This window comes from Phenylobacterium sp., assembly GCF_030651185.1.
In the GTDB taxonomy this organism is placed as follows: Bacteria; Pseudomonadota; Alphaproteobacteria; order Caulobacterales; family Caulobacteraceae; genus Phenylobacterium.
Genome location: NZ_JAUSCJ010000036.1, coordinates 13,776 through 31,864 on the forward strand (window position 1 = coordinate 13,776; position 18,089 = coordinate 31,864).

Here is an 18,089-nt window from a genome sequence, read left to right on the forward strand (position 1 = left end):
GCTAGGCTGGCGGCCATGAGTCCCGCCGTCCTGTCACTTACCGCCCTGCGCAAGTCTGTTCCCGGCGGCCGGGTGCTGTTCGCGGGGCTGAACCTGGAGGTCGCGCCAGGCGAAATCGTCGCCATCATGGGCGAATCAGGGGTCGGCAAGTCCACCTTGCTCAACCTCATCGCGGGCCTGGACCAGGCCGACAGCGGTGGGGTGGCCATCGATGGCGTGGCCCTGGAGAGCCTGGACGACGACGGCCGCACGCGGATGCGCCGCGACCGGATCGGCTTTGTGTTTCAGGCCTTCCACATCCTGCCACACCTGACGCTGGCCCAGAACGTCGCCCTCCCCCTGGTGTTGCAGAACCTCAACGCCGCCGAGGCCACGAGCCGGGCGATGACGATCCTGGACTCCATCGGCTTGCCCGGCCGCGCTGGCGACCGACCCTCACAACTGTCCGGCGGCGAATTGCAGCGGGTCGCCCTGGCCCGCGCCCTGGTCCACCGCCCTGCCCTGGTCCTGGCCGACGAACCCACGGGCAACCTCGATCCTGAGACCGCCGCGCGTATCCTGGCTCTGTTCGTCGCCGAGGTGCGCGGCTCCGGCGCTGCGGCGATCTTGGTGACCCACTCTGAGCGCGCCGCCGCCGTGGCCGACCGCAGCCTGAACCTCACCCGCGACGGTCTGGTCCATGCCGGCTGAGCGCCGGCCCCTTAGCCGCACCGCGCTGGCCTGGATGATGGTCGGCGAATGGCGCGCCCATCCGGGGCGGGTGGTGACGGCGGCTCTGGCCATCGCCATCGGGGTGGCCCTGGGCTTTGCGGTCCACCTGATCAACGGCTCGGCCCAGAACGAACTGGCCCAGGCGGTGCGCACGGTGAACGCTGACGCCGATCTGCAGGTCCACGCCACCACGCCGCTCGGCTTTGACGAGAGGCTCTATCCCGCCCTGGCGCGGTCGCCCGGGATCGCGGCCGCCAGCCCCGTGGTAGAGCTGTCGGCGCGGTTCGGGACCGGCCCTTCCCGGTCGCTGGAGGGAGGCGGCCTGACGGTCTTGGGCGTTGATCCGCTGCGGGCGGCGACGGTGACCCCCTCGCTGCTCGGCCGGGGCGCGGCTCCGGCGGCTGGCGCGAAAGGCTTCGTGCCGGAGAGCCTGTTCGATCCGCGCGCCATCGTGCTGTCGCCCGCCGCCCTCTCGGCCAGCGGCGGCAAGGTAGGCGAGGTTGTCACCATCACGGCGGCGGGCCGTACCGTCGACTTCGTGGTGGCGGGGGTGCTTTCGGGCGCGGCCTCGGACCCGCAGGTGGCGGTGCTGGACATCGCCACCGCCCAGTGGCTGTTCGGCAGTCTCGGACGGCTGCAGCGGGTCGATCTGAAGTTCGCGAGCGGCGCCAACCCCGCCGCGGTCGAGGCTGCGCTGCGCGCGCGCCTGCCGGCCGACGCCCAGATCGTCACCGCGCAGTCGGAGGCCCGGCGTGGCGACAATCTGACCAAGGCCTATCGGGTCAATCTGGAGATGCTGGCCATGATGGCCCTGCTGACCGGCGGGTTCCTGGTTTATTCGGCGCAGTCCCTCTCGGTGGCCCGCCGTCGGCCGCAGTTCGCCCTGTTGCGCGTGCTGGGCCTGGAGCGAAGAGGCCTGCTGGCTCAGGTCTTTGTCGAGGGCGCGCTGGTCGGGGGCGTCGGCGCGGTGCTGGGCCTGGGGCTGGGTCTCGGCGTCGCGGTGGGAACCCTGAAATTCCTCGGCGGGGATCTCGGTGGCGGCTATTTCCGGGGCGTCAGCCCGGATCTGGTGGTCACCCCCCTCCCCATCCTGGTGTTCTTCATCCTGGGTCTGGCCGCGGCTCTGCTGGGAAGTCTGCTGCCGGCTCTCGAGGCCGCGCGCGCCCAGCCCGGCATCGCCTTGAAGGATCTCGGCGACAAGAACGACCCAAATGCCAAGCCTGCCGCCTGGTGGGGGTTTGGCCTGCTGGCGGCCGGGGGCGCGGCGGCCTTCCTGCCGGCGGTCGGCGGCCTGCCGCTGTTCGGCTATCTCTCCATCGGCCTGATGCTGGCCGGCGGGGTGGCGGCCATGCCCTGGCTGTCGCGGGTGCTGCTGTCGCCCCTTCAGGGCGCGGGCCGCCGGAATGTCTCGATCGACCTGGCGCTCAAGCGACTATGGGGCGCGCCGTCACAGGCGGCGGTGGCGCTGTGCGGCATCGTGGCCAGCACCAGTCTGATGGTGGCCATGGCGGTGATGGTGGCCAGCCTGCGGGGGTCGGTGGACGACTGGCTGACCGAGATCCTCCCGTCGGACCTGCTGTTCCGGGTGGAGAGCGGCGGCTTCGACGCCGACACCAGGGCGAGAATCGCGAAAGCGCCGGGCGTGCGCGATATCCTGTTCCAGAAGACCCTGCCGCTGCGGCTGTCGTCGGACATGCCGCCACTCGTCCTGCTGGTGCGGCCGGTGGACAAGGCCAGGCCGGACGCCAGCCTGCCGATGATCGGGCGCATCCTCGACGCGCCGGACGGCGTGACGCCGGTCTGGCTGTCGGAGCCCGCGGCGCGCCTCTACGGCCGAGAGGTGGGAGAGCGGATGGTTCTGCCGCTTGGCGGCGCCAACCCCCAGGTCTTCGTCGCCGGCGTCTGGCGTGACTATGCCCGGCAGGCCGGCGCCATCGCCATCGACCAGTCCGACTACACCCGCCTGACCGGCGATGACCTGCGCACCGAGGCCTCGCTGGAGCTGAAGCCGGGCGCCACCCCCGCCGGCGCGGCCCGGGCCATCCGCGCCGCCCTCCCCCCGGACCAGGCCGCCCAGGTGCAGTTCTTCGAGACCCGGCAGATGCGGGCGATTGCCCTGCGTCTGTTCGACTCCAGCTTCGCCCTCACCTATGCCCTGGAGGCCATCGCCATCGTGGTGGGGCTGGCAGGCGTGGCGGCGACCTTCTCGGCCCAGACCCTGGCGCGCACCAAGGAGTTCGGGATGCTGCGACACGTCGGCGTCCTGCGGCGCCAGATCATCCTGATGCTGGCCGTCGAGGGCGGGCTGCTCGGCGCCGTCGGGGTGATCGCGGGGCTCGGTCTTGGCCTGGCGATGAGCCAGGTGCTGATCCATGTGGTGAACCCGCAGTCCTTCCACTGGACCATGGAGACCCGGCTCCCGCTGCCTCTGTTCGCAAGCCTGACCGTGGCGCTCATCGCCGCCGGCGCGGGAACGGCGGTGCTGGCGGGGCGTCGGGCGCTATCGGCCGATGCGGTGCGCGCTGTTCGGGAGGACTGGTGATGGCGCCCGCCTTCAAGCTCGCCAGCCTGGCGCTGCTGACCTGGCTGCTCACCGCCGCCGCGCCGGGAAAACCGGTGCTGCCGGTGTTTCCCGAGGTCCGCGCGGGGCAGCCCCTGACCTTCCCCGCCGACCACGGCTCTCATCCCGACTACCGGACGGAGTGGTGGTACGTCACCGGCTGGCTCAAGACCGAGGATGGCCGAGACCTGGGATTCCAGGTCACCTTCTTCCGCAGCCGCCTGTCGGTGGATCAACGCAATCCGAGCGCGTTCGCCCCCAAGCAGATCCTGTTCGCCCACGCCGGCCTGTCAGACCCCAAGGTCGGCAAGCTGCTCCATGACGGGCGGATGGCCCGCCAGGGTTTGGGCCTTGCGGAGGCCGCCACCACCGACGCCGACATCGTCATCGACGACTGGCGCCTGAAGGGTGGCGCCGATGGTCGGTTCGTCGCCAAGGCCGCCGGCGCCGACTTCACCCTCGATCTCGCCTTCACCCCGAGCCAACCGGTCCTGCTGCAGGGCGACCGGGGGTTCAGCCGGAAGGGCCCCCTGCCCGCGCAGGCCAGTCACTACTACAGCCTGCCGCACCTGAGGGTGTCGGGCTCGGTCCTCCAGGGCCGCAGGAGGGTGAAGGTGACCGGAGAGGCCTGGCTGGACCACGAGTGGTCCTCGACCTTGCTCGATCCCAAGGCCGTGGGCTGGGACTGGGTGGGCCTGAACCTGGACGATGGCGGCGCGCTCACCGCCTTCCGGGTGCGGGACGCAGATGGAAACGCTCTCTGGGCAGGGGGCTCACTGCGCGCGCAGGACGGCGCGACCGTGCCCCTGGGACCCAAGGACGTGACCTTCACGACGGAGCGCATCTGGCGTTCGCCGCGCACCGGCGGCCGCTATCCGGTGCAGCGTGAGCTGATCGTCCGCACCCCGGGTGGCGAACGTCGCTGGCGGTTGACCCCCTTGTTCGACGACCAGGAGCTCGACAGCCGCCGCACCGGCGGCCCGGTCTATTGGGAGGGGGCGGTTCGGGCGCCCGGCGCACGGGGCTATCTTGAACTCACCGGGTACGTCTCGCCGCTGAAGATGTGAGAAGAACGCTGTTCAGCCTCAGGCTTTCGCCGCCTGAGATTTAACCACGATCCAACAATATCTTGCCTTTGAGAGTTATTCGTGGGATACGTGCCTCATCGAATTTCGACTTGGCGCGGCTCGCGATTTCGGCTCACCCCTGGTGAGGCCCCGAAGTTACCCTCCCTACCATCATGAACTTTGATTCCGCGGCGGCGCTTTGTCAGCCGAATACACTATTGCTAGGACTAAACGACTATGGCTACCGGTACTGTTAAGTGGTTCAACGCGACCAAGGGCTTCGGTTTCATCGAGCCTGAAAATGGCGGCGGCGACGTGTTCGTCCACATTTCGGCTGTTGAACGTTCGACCCTGGGTTCGATCCACGAAGGTCAAAAGCTCAACTACGAACTCGAACGCGATCAGCGCAGCGGCAAGATGTCCGCTGGGCAACTGACTGCGGCTTAAGACGAACCGGACGTCCGCAAGCGCGGAGTCCTGAACGTCCAGACGGGCCGGCCATGCGCCGGCCCGTTTTCGTTTTGTCTGTCTGTTTTGCGACAGGTCCATGAAAGACCCCCGGCGGGCCGGGTTTGTGCTATGGTTCAGGCCGCTCCTTAGAGCCCTGCCGGCGCGCCGCCCACCCCGCCGACCTGCCCGACGCGTCTCACTGTGGGTGAGGTCCCTCGGGGAAGAAAGGCGAATGATGATCAAGTCCTACAAGGTTGCAGCCACCAGCACTCGCGGCCCCACCATTGAAGACCTGCGTGCGGCGGTGACCAAGGCCGAGGCCGATGGCGTGTCGCGCGACACCATGCTGCTTCGCCTCACCTTCCGTGACGAATCGCTGATCAAGCGCAGCCCGGAGGTCGGCCTAGACGAGGTCAGCTTCATCGACGGCGAGATGCGTTTCGTCGGCGTCCGAGTGAAGGTCGGCAACATTCCCCTCAGCCTCCTGGATGTCGATCCGCAGCCCGATCCCGAGCCGGTCGCGCCGCCCGCCAAGGTCAAGAAGACCCGCGCCAAGGCCAAGCCCAAGGTCGCAGCCGAAGCTACCGCCGCCTAAGGCAAGCTTCGCCACAGTAAGGCCACGCTTGGGCGTCTCCATGGCGTCCGGGCGGCCGACTTCCCATATCCGCCTGACATCGCTTCATCCCCCCGGAGCCTTCTCATGCGCCTGTTGATTCTCACCTCCCTCGCCAGCCTGGCCGCGGGCGCCGCCATGGCCGCGCCGCTGTCCACCGTTGGCAGTGTCGAGGTCACGATCTCTCCCGAGCTCCAGAAGAAAGCCGCCGACGACCTTGGGGCCAAGGACATCGACCGCCTGGCCGCGGAACTGCGCAAGGACGTGACCCGCGAACTGGAGCGGACGGGCGTTCTGGCGGGCGGTCGCATGGAACTGGTGCTAACCGATGTACGCCCAAACCGGCCCACCTTCTGTCAGCTCAGCAATCAGCCCAGCCTGTCCTACGAGAGCTTCGGAATCGGTGGCGCCACCATCGACGGCCAAGCGATCTCGGTGACCGGTGAGGTCACTCCCATCCACTTCCAGTGGTACGAGAGCGACATCCGCGAGGCCTGGACCAAGTCCACCTGGTCGGACGCCAACTACGCCTTCGACCGTTTCGCCTACCGCTACGGCCGCGGCGAATCCTACGCCGCGCGCTGAAACGACACGAGGTCGCGCTTGCCTGAGGCGCCGTCGCGCTGTCAGATCGCCGCCCGTTCCGAGCGAGCCCTTTCGCTTTGAGGCCGAGGAGGTTTCGACAGATGGATCCGGCGGAACGCCCGATCGACCGGCTGCTGGCCATCATGGCCCGATTGCGCGATCCGCAGGGCGGCTGCGAATGGGACCTGGAGCAGACCTTCGCCACCATCGCCCCCTATACGGTGGAAGAGGCCTATGAGGTCGCCGATGCCATCGAGCGAAACGACCTGACCGACCTGCGAGAGGAGTTGGGAGATCTGCTGTTCCAGGTGGTGTTCCACTCACGAATGGCCCAGGAGCAAGGTTCCTTCGCCTTCGACGACGTGGCCAACGCCATCTCCGAGAAGATGATCCGCCGCCATCCCCACGTGTTCGGAGACGAGGCCCAGCGCACCAGCGCCGAGCAGACCCAGGCCTGGGAGGTCATCAAGGCCCAGGAGCGCGCCGGCAAGGGTCGCGGTGGGAGCATCCTCGACGACGTCCCCTCCGGCCTGCCCGCCCTCACCCGCGCTGTGAAGCTGTCGCGCCGCGCCGCCACGGTCGGCTTTGTCTGGCCTACAATCGGCGATGTGATCGCCAAACTCGACGAAGAGGTCGACGAACTGAAGGTCGAGATCGCCGCCGAAGATCTGGAGAAGGCCCGGGCCGAACTGGGAGACGTGCTGTTCGTGGTGGCCAATATCGCCCGCACCCTGGACATCGACGCCGAGGACGCTCTGCGCGCCACCAACGCCAAGTTCGCCCGCCGTTTTCACCACATCGAAACGGCGCTGAGGGCGCTGGGCAAGACACCCGAGCAATCGGACCTGGCGGAAATGGACGCTCTCTGGGATGCGGCCAAGGCCGCTGAGAAAGCCGTCGGGTGAGCCCCAAGGTCTGGGAAGGCCTGGCCCAGGCGCGCGCCAACCCGCAGTTCCAGCCCGCCATCGAGCTTGAGGCGAGGCTGGCGCGGGACGCCTACCACGCCTTGCCTGAGGGACACCGCTGGCTGCTGGGGGATCGCGGCCGATTCAATATGGGACTGATCGCCCTGCTCCTGGCCGGCAGCGACGCGCTTACGGCGCAGAATCTCAGCCAGATCTCCAAGACTCGCGACATCGGAAGCTCGGGCCGGGCCCGCAAGTATGTCGAACATCTCCTGCGCCATGGCCTGGTCAGCGCAGAATCGGGCGACGGGCGTTGGACAACCCATCGCCTGACCCTGGGGCCGATTCTCCTCGGACACTATCGAGCCCGACTGCGCGCGACCCTCGAAGGGATGCGGCTCTTCGACCCCAGCGTGACGCCGGCGCTGGCCCTGACTGAGACCGACGAGTTCCTGCCGCTGTGCCTCACCCTGGCGGCGGCGAACGGCGACAATTCCGAATTGGCACACCAGATCTATGCCGACGGCCTGGGCATTTTCCTGGAGCGGGACTGCGGGATGTTGATCCTGATGGACCTGATGCTGGCTCAGCCTGCGGACCGGTCTCGGCTGCTGGAGCGGGCGCCTCTGTCGCGGTACGGCCTGGCTCGGGACTACGGCGTCTCGCGCGCGCACATCAACAAGATGTTGTCCGACGCCGCCGCAGCTGGACTGCTTTCCCTGGAGGACGATGGGGGCACGGTGCTGTTCTCTCACCGGCTATCGGAGCTGTTGGAACTGCACAGCGCCGCGATCTTCCTCGGTTTGCGGACCGGCATCGGCCAATACATGGCGAGCCGGCCCGCAGCGCGAGACTAACCCCCCCGGGCCAGTTTCGCGGATCACTCTGGAGCGAGTGATACCGTGGATCACGGTCGTCCGAAGCCTAAGCCTCGGAACGGCCGGACTATTTCTTCCGCGTGGGGCCCGGTCAATTCTGTAGAAAAATGATCGCGAGGGGCTTAGAGCGCGCCCGCGATCATCAGCAGGGCCCAGAGCGAAGGGGCCCACAGCAGAGGCCAGATTGCTCCGTCGCCGCGGCGCAAGAACGCCACCCAGGCCAGCAACGGACAGATCATCAGGGCCAGCGGCAAGGTGTTGCCGGCCATGGTGGTGATCGCCTCGCGATGGTCCATGATCGTTGCGGGCGCCACCCGCGTCAAAGCCACCCAGGCGGCGGCGAGGGCCAGAAACCCCTCCAGAATGCACATCAGAATCAGGGGGGCCGGCACACGGCGAGGACCCGGCTGGATCGGGATGTAGTCCACGGAGCGCTCCGGCGTCAGGCCCGCAGGCTGGCCTGCGGGAAGAGTTGTTCAAACTGGCCCAGGGCCTGGGCGCTCAGCTTCACCGCAAGGCGCGTGCCACCGTCGTCCTGAGTCTCACGCTCCAGCACCCGGCCGTGGCGATAGAGCCAGGCCACGGCCGCGCCCTGAGCTGGGGTGGCGATGATCTCGACGGCCGGCGCCTCGTCGACCATTTCGGCCACGATCGCCAGCAGGTCGTCGCAGCCCTCCCCGGTCACCGCCGAGACAACAATCGCCGGCGGGTTGGCGCGGCGGGCGTCGCCGATTAGCCGATCCCGCGTCTCGGAGTCGACCAGGTCAAATTTGTTCCAGACCTCGATCAGCCGCCGCTCTTCCAGTTCCACGCCAAGCCGCGACAGCACTGTGCGCACGTCCTGCGCCTGGGCGTCGGTTTCGTCGCTGGAAATGTCGCGCACGTGCAGGATGACGTCAGCCTCCTTCACCTCCTCCAGGGTGGCGCGGAAGGCCTCAACCAGTTCGTGCGGCAACTCGGAGATGAAGCCCACGGTGTCCGACAGGATCGCAGGCCGCCCGTCGGGGAGATCCAGCATCCGAATGGTGGGATCCAGGGTGGCGAACAGCATATCCTCGGCCATGACCTCTGCCTTGGTCAGGCGGTTGAACAGGGTCGACTTGCCGGCGTTGGTGTAGCCCACCAGGGCGACCGAAGGATACGGATGCCGCTGTCGCGCGCCCCGTTGCAGGTCCCGCGTCCGGCGGACCTCGATGAGGTCCTTCTTCAGCTTGACGATCTTGTCGGCGATCAGCCGGCGGTCGGTCTCGATCTGGGTTTCCCCAGGTCCGCCCATCACCCCTGCCCCGCCGCGTTGCCGCTCCAGGTGGGTCCAGGTGCGGACCAGGCGTGACTTCTCATAGGACAGCCGCGCCAGTTCGACCTGCAGGCGTCCTTCCTTCGTTCGGGCCCGGCGGGCAAAGATTTCTAGGATCAGGCCGGTACGGTCGATGACCTTGACCTTCCAGGCCTTCTCGAGGTTTCGCTGCTGCACCGGTGTCAGCTGGTCATCGACGACAGCCACGTCGGCCTCGGCGGCCTCGATGATCTTGCCAATCTCCTCGACCTTGCCCTTGCCGAACAGCGTGGCGGGCACGCGTTTGCGCAACGGCGCGATGAAGGCGTCGTGGATCACGAGATCCAGGGCGAGAGCAAGACCTATGGCCTCCTCCAGCCGCCCTTCGGCGGTCCGGGCTTGGCCCCGTTCGTCACGGACGGGATGGACGACGATAGCCCCCTGTGGGGGGACTTCGCGATCTATGGATTTAGAGCTCAATCGGCCTCGTCTTCCGCCGGCTCGTACAGTTGCACGGGCTGGGCCGGCATGATGGTCGAGATGGCGTGCTTGTAGACCAGTTGCGACTGGCCATCACGGCGGAGAAGCACGCAGAAATTATCGAACCAGCTGACCACGCCCTGCAGCTTCACGCCGTTCACCAGGAAGATCGTCAGCGGCGTCTTCGACTTGCGTACGCTGTTCAGGAACGTGTCCTGCAGGTTTTGTTTCTTTTCGTTCGACATGGCTTTTCGCCCTTTTTTCTAAATCGGCGTCCGCAAACCGGTCGCCACACACAAGTTGGACGCTAGACCGCTCTTGATGACCGGCGCAATCGCGCCGTTCGTCTCAGATCGCAGTTGCTCGCGCACGCTCGATATAGAGGCTCCGCAGCTTCATCGCCACCGGTCCGACCTTTCCGTCCCCAACCGGGGCGCCATCGACGGCCACCACGGGCAGGACCAGGGCTCCGGCGCCGGTAATGAACGCCTCCCTGGCGGCGCGGGCTTCATCGGGGGTGAAGGGCCGTTCGTCCACGGTCATCCCCTCCTCCTTGAGGATGTCCAGCAGACTGTAGCGGGTCACCCCGCGCAGGATGTTGGCGTTGGTGCCGCGGGTTCGCACGGCGCCGTCCGCGTCGATGATCCAGGCGTTGGAGGACGCCCCCTCCGTCACCAGGCCCATCTCGTCGACGAACCAGGCCTCGGCCGCGCCGCGTTCCTTGGCCGCCTGCTTGGCCATGGCGTTGGGCAGCAGGCCGACGGTCTTGATGTCGCAGCGGCCCCAGCGGTTCTCCGGCGTGGTGATGACCGAGACGCCCTTGGCGGCCTTGGCCTCGGTGGCGGCGCGGTCGATGGCCTTCACCGTGATGACAATGCTGGGCGGGGTGTCTGGGTGCGGGAAGGCGTGGTCGCGGGGCGCGACGCCGCGGCCGACCTGCAGATAGACCAGGCCCTCCCGGATGCGATTGCGCCGCACGGTCTCTCTTAGCACCATGGTGAGCGCCGCCCGGCTCATGGGCATGGCGATCTTCAGTTCGGTGAGGCTGCGTTCCAGGCGGGCGAAGTGCCCCTCCGGGTCGGCCAGTTTGCCGTCGAACAGCGACCAGACCTCATAGACGGCGTCGGCCAGCTGATAGCCGCGGTCCTCAATATGGACCACAGCCTCGGCATGGCGCGAGAAGCGCCCGTTCACATAGGCGATGCGGCCCATCAGGCGTCTTCTTCTTCCACGGGACGGGCGCCGGAGAGGCCCAATGACTTCAGCTTCCGGTGCAGGGCCGAACGCTCCATGCCGATGAAGGCCGCGGTGCGCGAGATATTGCCCGAGAAGCGCAACATCTGGGCGTTCAGGTACTCCCGCTCGAACACCTCGCGGGCCTCGCGCAGAGGCAGGGCGATGATCCGGTCGGCGCCCAGGGACGATCCCTGGTCCGACGGCGAGGAATCACCCGGGAGCATCTCGGCGCTGATCGGCTCTCCCGGGTCACCCGAGGCCAGGATCAGCATGCGCTCCACATTGTTTCGCAGTTGGCGCAGATTTCCGGGCCAGGCCTTGACCTGCAGGGTGGCGAGGGCGTCGTCGGCCAGGCGGCGGCGCGGCATGCCGGTGGCGTCGCAGATGCGCTGGATGAAATACTCCACCAGCTCGGGGATATCTTCCCGGTGCTCGGCCAGGCCCGGCACCATCACCGGCACCACGTTCAGCCGATGAAACAGATCCTCGCGGAAGCGCCCTCCGGCGATCTCGTCGCGCAGGTCCCGCGAGGTCGAGGACACCACGCGCACGTCCACCTGCACGTCGCTGTCACCGCCCACGCGCCTGAAACGCTGTTCCACCAGCACCCGCAGGATGCGGCTCTGGGTCTCGAAGGGCATGTCGGCCACTTCGTCGAGATAGAGAGTGCCACCGTGGGCGCGCTCGAAGACGCCGATCTTGGCCGGACGGCCCGTCTCGGCCTCCTCACCAAACAGTTCGAGGTCCATCCGCTCGGGGGTCATGCCCGCGGCGCTGATCACCACGAACTCGGCCTTGGCCCGGGCGCTGGCGCTGTGGATCATCCGCGCCACGGTCTCCTTGCCCGCGCCGGGCGGACCGGCGATCAGAACGCGGCTGTTGGCGCCGGCCAGCTTCGGAATCAGGCTGCGGAGCTGCTGGGTGGCCATGGACTTGCCCACCAATCCGTCGGGCATCAGGGCCTGGGCCCGCAGCCGGCGGTTCTCGCGTTTCAGGCTGGTGGCCTCCAGGGCCCGCTCCACGATCAGCAGAAGCTTGTCGGACTTGAACGGCTTTTCGAGGAACTCGTAGGCGCCGCGCTTGATGGCGCTGACCGCGGTCTCGATGTTGCCGTGGCCAGAGATCATGATCACCGGGAAGTCGGCGTCGAGGGTGCGGAGCATGTCCAGCAACTCCAGACCGTCCATGCCGCCGCCCTGCATCCAGATGTCGAGCACCAGCAGGGACGGCTTGCGCGCCCGGATGGCGGCCAGCGCCGACTCCGAATCGTTGGCCGTCCGCACCGCATAGCCCTCATCCGACAGGATGCCGGCCACGAGTTCGCGGATATCGGCCTCGTCGTCCACAACCAGAACATCAGCCGCCATGGGTCACCTCAAGTCCGTAATCGTCGGTGACGCCGGGGGTTTTCACCCGCGCCGTCGTCGGTAGTTTCAGCAGGACGCGGGCGCCCTTGCCTCGTGTCGCATCGGTCAGAATCAGCTCGCCTCCGTGGTCTTCGAGGATCCGTTTGACGATGGCCAGACCAAGGCCTGTGCCCTTCTCGCGGGTCGTCACATAGGGCTCGGTCAGCCGGTCACGGTCCTTGTCCGGGAGGCCGACCCCATTGTCTTCGATGCTTATGCAAACCCCGGACCGGTCGGAGGTCAGCTCGGCGACAATCTTGCCCTTCGGCTTGGGCTTTTCGGCCACGCGGGCGCTGACGGCCTCGGCGGCGTTCTTGAGAATATTGGTCAGGCCCTGGGCCAGCATGCGGCCGTCCGCCATCAACACCGTGGGAGGCAGAGGCTCGATGAGCTCGATGTCGATGTCCGGGCTCGCCACCCGCTGGGCGAAGACCCCGGCGCGCAGCAGCTCCACCAGGTCCTGCTCGGCGAATTTCGGCGCCGGCATGCGGGCGAACGCGGAGAATTCATCCACCATCCGGCCAATGTCCCCCACCTGACGCACGATGGTGTCTGTGCAACGGTCGAAGATCTCCAGATCTTCGACCGGCACACCCTTGCGGAACTTGCGTTGCAGGCGCTCGGCCGAAAGCTGGATGGGGGTGAGCGGGTTCTTGATCTCGTGGGCGATGCGCCGGGCCACGTCGCGCCAGGCGGCGTTCCGCTGGGCGGAGACCAGGCGGGTGATGTCGTCGAAGGTGAGCACCAGGCCGCTCTCGCTGCGACTGGCGCGGACCCGAAGGCGCCGGGTCTCGCGGTCGCGGTCGATGTCCACCTCTTCCTCCGCCTCGCCGGCGAGGCGGGCGTTCTCGGCGATCAGCACGAACTCCGGGGCGACATCGGCGAGCTGGCGTCCGCGCACCGGCGAGGCGTCGAGCCCCAGCAACTCAATGGCCTGACGGTTGGCCGCCGAGATGCCGCCATCGGAGTCCAGGCCAATGACCCCGGCCGACACCTCGGCCAGCACGGTTTCGATGAACTGCCGATCCTGATCAGCCTCATCCCGGGCGCGTTGCAGGGCCGCCTGTTGAGCCTGAAGATCGTGCGTCATGCTATTGAATGCACGGGACAAGACGGCGATCTCATCAGGATCGTTCTCAGCATCGACACGGGCTGTCAGATCGCCGCTGGCGACCCGACCGGCGGCCTGGACCAGCCGCCCCACAGGACCCGAGATCGCATTGGCGGCGGCCATGCCCAGCCAGACGGCCCCCACCAGCACCAGCAGCGCCGTCTCCATGTAGGAGAGCACGAACACGACCTGGATCCGCTGCCGGCTCTGCGCGGCCTCGCGGTAGGACACCAGGGAGGCGTCCGCGTCCGTCAGGTGGTTGATGATTCCCTTCTCAACGGGCCGAGCCACATAGAGATAGGCGTCCGGATAGGCTGACAGCTTGAACACCGCGCGCATCAGGTCGGCGGAATCGAAGGCCGGCACCGAGATGTCGCCCTCGTCGGCCGCCAGGAAGCTGCTCTCCGGCGGGGTGACATAGCCCGGCGCGTCTCCAGCCTCCGCACGGGCCAGCACCCGGCCCTCGCGGTCGATGAGATAGGCCGCCGGGAAGGCGTGGTAAGAGGCTTGGTAGGCCAGGAAGTGGCTGAACGTGATGGGACTGGACTGCAGGGCTGGCGCGGCGCGGTTCAGGTCCACGGCCATCAGGGTCACGTGGTCGCCGATATAGCGTTTCTGATCCTCGACATAGGACCGGGCGACGGTCGCCGAGTTCTCCACCACGGTCTGCACCCGCTCCGAGAACCAGTTCTCCACCCCGCGGTTGACCAGCACGCCATAGAACAGCGCCACCACCACGGCGGGCGCCACAGCGGCCAGGGCGAAGAGGGCCACGAATCGCAGGTGCAGGCGGGCGCCGGCGTCCATGGACCTTGCGTCGAGCAGGGCCACCAACCGCGCGCCCATGATCCCCGCCAAGCCCAGGATCAGCACCAAGTTGAAGCCCAGCAGCACCAGGATGTTCTTGCTGGCCGGCGCGAGGGGACCGGTTTCCGGCGGCGAGGCCGCGAGCAGTATGGCGACGCCGGTCAGCAGCAGGGCCAGGGCATAGCCACCGCCGAGCACATAGCGTGACTGTATGGCCCGCCACAGCCGCGCGGCCGGCGCTTGAGGATTCTCGCCGTCGTGGGTCAGGGACGCCATAACGCGGCGACCCTAGGCGGAACTGTGCCTGAGACTCAACAGGTTGTTGCGAGAATGCTTCACATCCGCGTCAGACCGCTCAGCGGCGGCCTCGCGCCATCTCCACGCCCAGGTCCTGGATCTTCTTGCGCAGGGTGTTGCGGTTCAGCCCCAGGATCTCGGCGGCCCGCACCTGATTGCCCCGCGTGGCGGTCAAGGTGAGCTGGATCAACGGACGCTCAATCTCCTCCAGAACGCGGTCGTAGAGACCCGCCGGCGGCAGGCCGTCCGGCTGCTCGGCGAAGTAGCCCCCCAGATGGCGCTCCACCAAGGCGGCCAGGGTCACCGGGCCCTCCTGCCCCTGGATCTGCGGCTGCTGGTCGGCCAGTTCACGCTCGACGATGCGGGCGCTGATCAGCTCCTCGGCATAGAGGGCGCAGATGCGGCGGATCAGATTCTCCAGCTCACGGACATTCCCCGGCCAGAAGTGCAGCTTCAGGCGCTCGAGCGCCGCGGCGTCGATGGTCTTGGACGGAAGGCCCTCGCGGTTGGCGCGCAGCAGGAAGGCGCGCGCCAGATCCGGGATGTCCTCCACCCGGTCGCGCAGCGGCGGCAGGCGGAGCGGCGCGACATTGAGACGGAAGAACAGGTCCTCACGGAACAGGCCCTGCTGGATCAGGCCCCGCAGGTCGCGGTTGGTGGCGGCGATGATCCGAACATTGGGCCGGCGGCCGGTCTTGGGGTTCAGGGCCGGCTCGGAGCCATCGATGACGCGCAGCAGGCGGGTCTGGGCGTCCAGCGGCATGTCGCCGATTTCGTCCAGGAACAGGGTGCCGCCATCGGCCTCCACCAGCTTGCCGTGGTCGCCGTCCTCGCGGCCGAACAGCTCGGTCTCGACCCGCTCGCGCGGCACGGCGGCCAGGTTGATCACCACGAACTTGCCGTCCTTGCGGCGGCCCATCTCGTGCAGGGCGCGGGCCACCAGTTCCTTGCCGGTACCCGATTCCCCGAGGATCAGGACCGTCAGGTCGGCGCCCACCAGGCGGGCGATGGTCCGGTAGACGTCCTGCATCGGCCCCGAGCGGCCGATCAGCGGCAGGCGCTCGTCACGCACCGCGCGAGCCTGGGCCTTGGAGGCTTCGGAGTCCGCCGGCTTGGCCAGAGCCCGGCGGGCGGCCGAGGTCATGTCATCCAGGTCGAAGGGTTTGGAGATGTAGTCGAAGGCGCCCACCTCGGCGGCGTTGACCGCCGTCAGCAAGGTGTTCTGGGCGCTCATCACGATGACGGGCAGCTTGGGGCGGTCCTTGCGGATGCGCGGCAGCACGTCGAAGACGTTCTCGTCGGGCATCATCACGTCGGTGACGACCAGGTCCCCCTCCCCGTCCGAGACCCACTTCAGCAGCGTCGTGGCGTTGCCGGTGGCGCGGACCTGATAGCCGAGACGAGTGAAGGCCTGGCTCAGCACCAGACGGATCGAGGAGTCGTCGTCGGCGATCAGGATTTTCTTATTGGCGTTGGCGGCGATCGCGTTCATGCCGAGATGTCCTCTTCAGATGCGATGGGCAGCAGCACGCGGAATGTCGTGCGGCCAGGCTCGGATTCGAAATCGATCAAGCCGCCGTGGCCGGACACGAGCTTGGAAACCAGCGCCAAGCCGAGACCGGCGCCGTTGACCTTGGTGGTGACGAAGGGCTGGAACAGGCTTTCCCGAAGATGGGCCGGGATGCCGGGACCGTTGTCCTGGATACGGATCTCAAGGGGCGCGCCGCGCAGGGCCTGGCCCTTGGCGGCCCGGACCCGCACGCCATGGCGGTAGGCCGTGTGGATCGTGACCTCGCCGCGGTTGTCGCCCCGGCTGTGGGCGGCCTCCGAGGCGTTCTTCACCAGGTTCAGGAAGATCTGGATCAGTTGGTCTTCGTCGCCATAGGTCAGGGGCAGCGAGGGATCGTAGAGGTCCTTCAGCACCAGGCCGTCGGCGAAGCCGTTGACGGCGAGCGCCCGGACCCGGTCCAGCACCTGGTGGATATTGATCGGGGTGCATACCGGCAGGGCGTCGTCGGAGAAGGCCTCCATGCGGTCCACAAGCCGCCGCACGCGATCGGTCTCGTCGACGATAAGCTGGGCGAGCGGGGTATCCTCGGCCTTGGCGCCGGCCTTCAGCAGCTGGGCCGCGCCACGGATACCCATCAGGGGATTCTTGATCTCGTGGGCCAGCATGCGGCCAAGGCCCACGATGGTGCGCAGGCCCGCGGCCTCGGCGCCGGTGCGCTCGCCGCCCAGGGCGCCGCCCTTGACGTGCAGGGTCAGCAGCACCGAGCCATCGCCCAGGGGCGCCGCCGCACCGTCGGCCTCGAAGGACGGATGGCCGAACAGGCTGATCTCCACCCCGCGCTCCCGGACCGGAGCGTCTTCCTCCAGGGCCCGGTTGAGCAGGGAGACAAGGGCCGAACCTTCCGGCAAGGCCGCGCCGAATCGGCCCCGGGTCAGCAGGCTGAGCCCCTGGCCGAACAGGGCCTCGGCGGCTTCGTTCACCGCCACCAGGGCGCCGTCGCCGTTCACCACCAGGGCGGGTTCAGGGGAGAGGTCGAAGGCCGCGGCCTTCAGGACATCCAGGTTTACGCCGCTGTTCGCGGCCCGTGTTCGACTGTTCATGCCGCCAATCTCGTTTGGGGATCGCGCCAGAGCGCGATCAGGCCTTCCTCGACCAGGGCGGGATCCTCCAGGCGGCACAGCGCGGAACGTGCGCGGTGCCTGGCCTCGACCTGCATGGGCCAAGGCGCGTTATCGACATAGGACGCCAGGTGCTTGCGGAAGATCCGCAGGCCCAGGCGGTCGCCGTAGAAATTCAGGCTGTCCCGGAAATGCTCCAGGGCGATGCCCAGGCGGGTCTCGACGTCGGGCTCGACGAAGGTTCCGCCATTCAATTCGGTCTCGATCTGGGTGGCGACCCAGGGTCGACCGTAGACCCCGCGCCCGACCATCACGCCGTCGGCGCCGGATTGGGCCAGGGCCTCGCGGGCGGTGGCGCCATCGACGATGTCGCCATTGACGATCACCGGGATGGAGACGGCGTTCTTCACCGCGCGGACGGCGGCCCAGTCGGCGACGCCCTTGTAGAACTGGCTGCGGGTGCGGCCGTGGATGGTGACCGCCTTGGCGCCGCGCCGTTCCGCCATGGCGGCGATCTCGGGCGCGTTCCGGGAGGTGTCGTCCCAGCCCAGGCGCATCTTGACGGTGACTGGCACATCGACGGCGTCCACCGTGGCGGCGATCAGGGCCTCGGCCAGGTCGGGTTCACGCATCAGCGCCGAGCCCGACTGGGCGCCGCCTGTGACCTCCTTGGCCGGGCAGCCGAAGTTGAGGTCGATGATCTGGGCGCCGGCCTGGGCGGCCAACACGGCGCCTCGGGCCATGTGGGCGGGATCGCGTCCGACCAGCTGAACCACCATCAGCGGCAGGCCCTCGCCCACCGCAGCGCGGCGCACGACATCGGGCCGGCCCCTGGAGAACTCTGCGCAGGCGACCATCTCGGTCGCCACATAGGCGGCCCCGAGCTTGCTGGCGGCTTTGCGGAAAGGCAGATCGGAAACGCCGGTCATGGGCGCGATCCACGCCCGACCCAACACTTCGATATCCCCGACTGCGAGCGTGTTGCTCATTTTGTAATCAACCCCATCGCCGCCTTTTTAGGCAATTTGTGCGGCGCCGTAAAGCCTAGACAGGACACGATCGCCCTCTAAACAACGTCG

17 protein-coding genes are annotated in these 18,089 nt (G+C 67.8%); 8 read left to right on the forward strand and 9 right to left on the reverse strand.

Translation table 11 applies throughout. From position 1 onward, the window contains the following. The first annotated feature begins 15 nt into the window (after nt 1–15). The 8 genes from Q7J39_RS17395 to Q7J39_RS17430 all read left to right on the forward strand — a co-directional run bounded on the left by Q7J39_RS17395 (nt 16) and on the right by Q7J39_RS17430 (nt 7,748). Complete coding sequence (locus Q7J39_RS17395; RefSeq protein WP_304828148.1) at nt 16–690, forward strand: ABC transporter ATP-binding protein; 675 nt, start codon at nt 16–18, stop codon at nt 688–690. Next, nucleotides 680–3,253 (forward strand): ABC transporter permease, encoded by a 2,574-nt coding sequence (locus Q7J39_RS17400; protein ID WP_304828152.1) that lies wholly within the window; start codon nt 680–682, stop codon nt 3,251–3,253. The genes Q7J39_RS17395 and Q7J39_RS17400 overlap by 11 nt, the downstream gene beginning before the upstream one ends. Beyond that, nucleotides 3,253–4,338: a carotenoid 1,2-hydratase gene (locus tag Q7J39_RS17405; protein ID WP_304828157.1), complete on the forward strand. Its 1,086-nt coding sequence runs from the start codon at nt 3,253–3,255 to the stop codon at nt 4,336–4,338. Before Q7J39_RS17400 ends, Q7J39_RS17405 begins: the two co-directional genes overlap by 1 nt. 237 nt (nt 4,339–4,575) lie before the next feature. After that, a complete protein-coding gene (locus Q7J39_RS17410; RefSeq protein WP_215340550.1) occupies nt 4,576–4,785 on the forward strand; it encodes a cold-shock protein in 210 nt (69 codons plus the stop codon). A 235-nt stretch (nt 4,786–5,020) separates the two neighbouring features. Continuing rightward, entirely contained in the window at nt 5,021–5,383 is a 363-nt protein-coding gene (locus Q7J39_RS17415) for a hypothetical protein (protein WP_304828160.1), read from the forward strand. 105 nt (nt 5,384–5,488) lie between these two features. Further along, nucleotides 5,489–5,986 (forward strand): hypothetical protein, encoded by a 498-nt coding sequence (locus tag Q7J39_RS17420; RefSeq protein WP_304828163.1) that lies wholly within the window; start codon nt 5,489–5,491, stop codon nt 5,984–5,986. A gap of 101 nt (nt 5,987–6,087) precedes the next feature. Continuing rightward, nucleotides 6,088–6,891 carry a nucleoside triphosphate pyrophosphohydrolase gene (gene mazG / locus Q7J39_RS17425; protein ID WP_304828166.1) on the forward strand — a complete coding sequence of 268 codons (804 nt, stop codon included), beginning with the start codon at nt 6,088–6,090 and terminating at the stop codon, nt 6,889–6,891. Continuing rightward, a complete protein-coding gene (locus Q7J39_RS17430; RefSeq protein WP_304828169.1) occupies nt 6,888–7,748 on the forward strand; it encodes a hypothetical protein in 861 nt (286 codons plus the stop codon). Before mazG ends, Q7J39_RS17430 begins: the two co-directional genes overlap by 4 nt. Nucleotides 7,749–7,891: 143 nt before the next feature. Here Q7J39_RS17430 and Q7J39_RS17435 read toward each other — a convergent pair whose 3' ends face one another. The 9 genes from Q7J39_RS17435 to dusB all read right to left on the reverse strand — a co-directional run bounded on the left by Q7J39_RS17435 (nt 7,892) and on the right by dusB (nt 17,999). Then, nucleotides 7,892–8,197, reverse strand: coding sequence for a hypothetical protein (locus tag Q7J39_RS17435; RefSeq protein ID WP_304828172.1), 306 nt, complete (start codon nt 8,195–8,197; stop codon nt 7,892–7,894). Between the two features lie 14 nt (nt 8,198–8,211). Further along, a complete protein-coding gene (gene hflX, locus Q7J39_RS17440) occupies nt 8,212–9,525 on the reverse strand; it encodes a GTPase HflX (RefSeq protein WP_304828175.1) in 1,314 nt (437 codons plus the stop codon). Then, nucleotides 9,522–9,770 carry an RNA chaperone Hfq gene (gene hfq / locus Q7J39_RS17445; RefSeq protein WP_215340521.1) on the reverse strand — a complete coding sequence of 83 codons (249 nt, stop codon included), beginning with the start codon at nt 9,768–9,770 and terminating at the stop codon, nt 9,522–9,524. Before hfq ends, hflX begins: the two co-directional genes overlap by 4 nt. 103 nt (nt 9,771–9,873) lie before the next feature. Next, complete coding sequence (locus tag Q7J39_RS17450) at nt 9,874–10,737, reverse strand: D-amino-acid transaminase (protein ID WP_304828178.1); 864 nt, start codon at nt 10,735–10,737, stop codon at nt 9,874–9,876. Further along, nucleotides 10,737–12,128: a sigma-54 dependent transcriptional regulator gene (locus Q7J39_RS17455; RefSeq protein ID WP_304828181.1), complete on the reverse strand. Its 1,392-nt coding sequence runs from the start codon at nt 12,126–12,128 to the stop codon at nt 10,737–10,739. The genes Q7J39_RS17450 and Q7J39_RS17455 overlap by 1 nt, the downstream gene beginning before the upstream one ends. Next, nucleotides 12,118–14,361, reverse strand: coding sequence for a PAS domain-containing sensor histidine kinase (locus Q7J39_RS17460; RefSeq protein WP_304828184.1), 2,244 nt, complete (start codon nt 14,359–14,361; stop codon nt 12,118–12,120). The genes Q7J39_RS17455 and Q7J39_RS17460 overlap by 11 nt, the downstream gene beginning before the upstream one ends. 79 nt (nt 14,362–14,440) lie before the next feature. Then, nucleotides 14,441–15,874 (reverse strand): sigma 54-interacting transcriptional regulator, encoded by a 1,434-nt coding sequence (locus tag Q7J39_RS17465; protein WP_304828187.1) that lies wholly within the window; start codon nt 15,872–15,874, stop codon nt 14,441–14,443. Beyond that, on the reverse strand, nt 15,871–16,992 hold the full coding sequence (locus tag Q7J39_RS17470) for a nitrogen regulation protein NR(II) (RefSeq protein WP_304828189.1): 1,122 nt from the start codon (nt 16,990–16,992) through the stop codon (nt 15,871–15,873). The genes Q7J39_RS17465 and Q7J39_RS17470 overlap by 4 nt, the downstream gene beginning before the upstream one ends. After that, the gene (gene dusB / locus Q7J39_RS17475; RefSeq protein WP_304828192.1) at nt 16,989–17,999 is read right to left on the reverse strand and encodes a tRNA dihydrouridine synthase DusB; all 1,011 of its coding nucleotides are present in this window, start codon (nt 17,997–17,999) and stop codon (nt 16,989–16,991) included. The genes Q7J39_RS17470 and dusB overlap by 4 nt, the downstream gene beginning before the upstream one ends. Between the last annotated feature and the right edge of the window lie 90 nt (nt 18,000–18,089).

What these genes read in the sequence shown, in the direction of transcription:
- mazG (WP_304828166.1), top strand. Translation starts at nt 6,088, where the DNA reads ATGGATCCGGCGGAACGCCCGATCGACCGGCTGCTGGCCATCATGGCC.
- Q7J39_RS17470 (WP_304828189.1), bottom strand. Translation starts at nt 16,992, where the DNA reads ATGAACAGTCGAACACGGGCCGCGAACAGCGGCGTAAACCTGGATGTC.
- Q7J39_RS17405 (WP_304828157.1), top strand. Translation starts at nt 3,253, where the DNA reads ATGGCGCCCGCCTTCAAGCTCGCCAGCCTGGCGCTGCTGACCTGGCTG.
- Q7J39_RS17410 (WP_215340550.1), top strand. Translation starts at nt 4,576, where the DNA reads ATGGCTACCGGTACTGTTAAGTGGTTCAACGCGACCAAGGGCTTCGGT.
- Q7J39_RS17395 (WP_304828148.1), top strand. Translation starts at nt 16, where the DNA reads ATGAGTCCCGCCGTCCTGTCACTTACCGCCCTGCGCAAGTCTGTTCCC.
- Q7J39_RS17415 (WP_304828160.1), top strand. Translation starts at nt 5,021, where the DNA reads ATGATGATCAAGTCCTACAAGGTTGCAGCCACCAGCACTCGCGGCCCC.
- Q7J39_RS17460 (WP_304828184.1), bottom strand. Translation starts at nt 14,361, where the DNA reads ATGGCGTCCCTGACCCACGACGGCGAGAATCCTCAAGCGCCGGCCGCG.
- hfq (WP_215340521.1), bottom strand. Translation starts at nt 9,770, where the DNA reads ATGTCGAACGAAAAGAAACAAAACCTGCAGGACACGTTCCTGAACAGC.
- Q7J39_RS17420 (WP_304828163.1), top strand. Translation starts at nt 5,489, where the DNA reads ATGCGCCTGTTGATTCTCACCTCCCTCGCCAGCCTGGCCGCGGGCGCC.
- Q7J39_RS17455 (WP_304828181.1), bottom strand. Translation starts at nt 12,128, where the DNA reads ATGGCGGCTGATGTTCTGGTTGTGGACGACGAGGCCGATATCCGCGAA.
- dusB (WP_304828192.1), bottom strand. Translation starts at nt 17,999, where the DNA reads ATGAGCAACACGCTCGCAGTCGGGGATATCGAAGTGTTGGGTCGGGCG.
- Q7J39_RS17465 (WP_304828187.1), bottom strand. Translation starts at nt 15,874, where the DNA reads ATGAACGCGATCGCCGCCAACGCCAATAAGAAAATCCTGATCGCCGAC.
- Q7J39_RS17400 (WP_304828152.1), top strand. Translation starts at nt 680, where the DNA reads ATGCCGGCTGAGCGCCGGCCCCTTAGCCGCACCGCGCTGGCCTGGATG.
- Q7J39_RS17450 (WP_304828178.1), bottom strand. Translation starts at nt 10,737, where the DNA reads ATGGGCCGCATCGCCTATGTGAACGGGCGCTTCTCGCGCCATGCCGAG.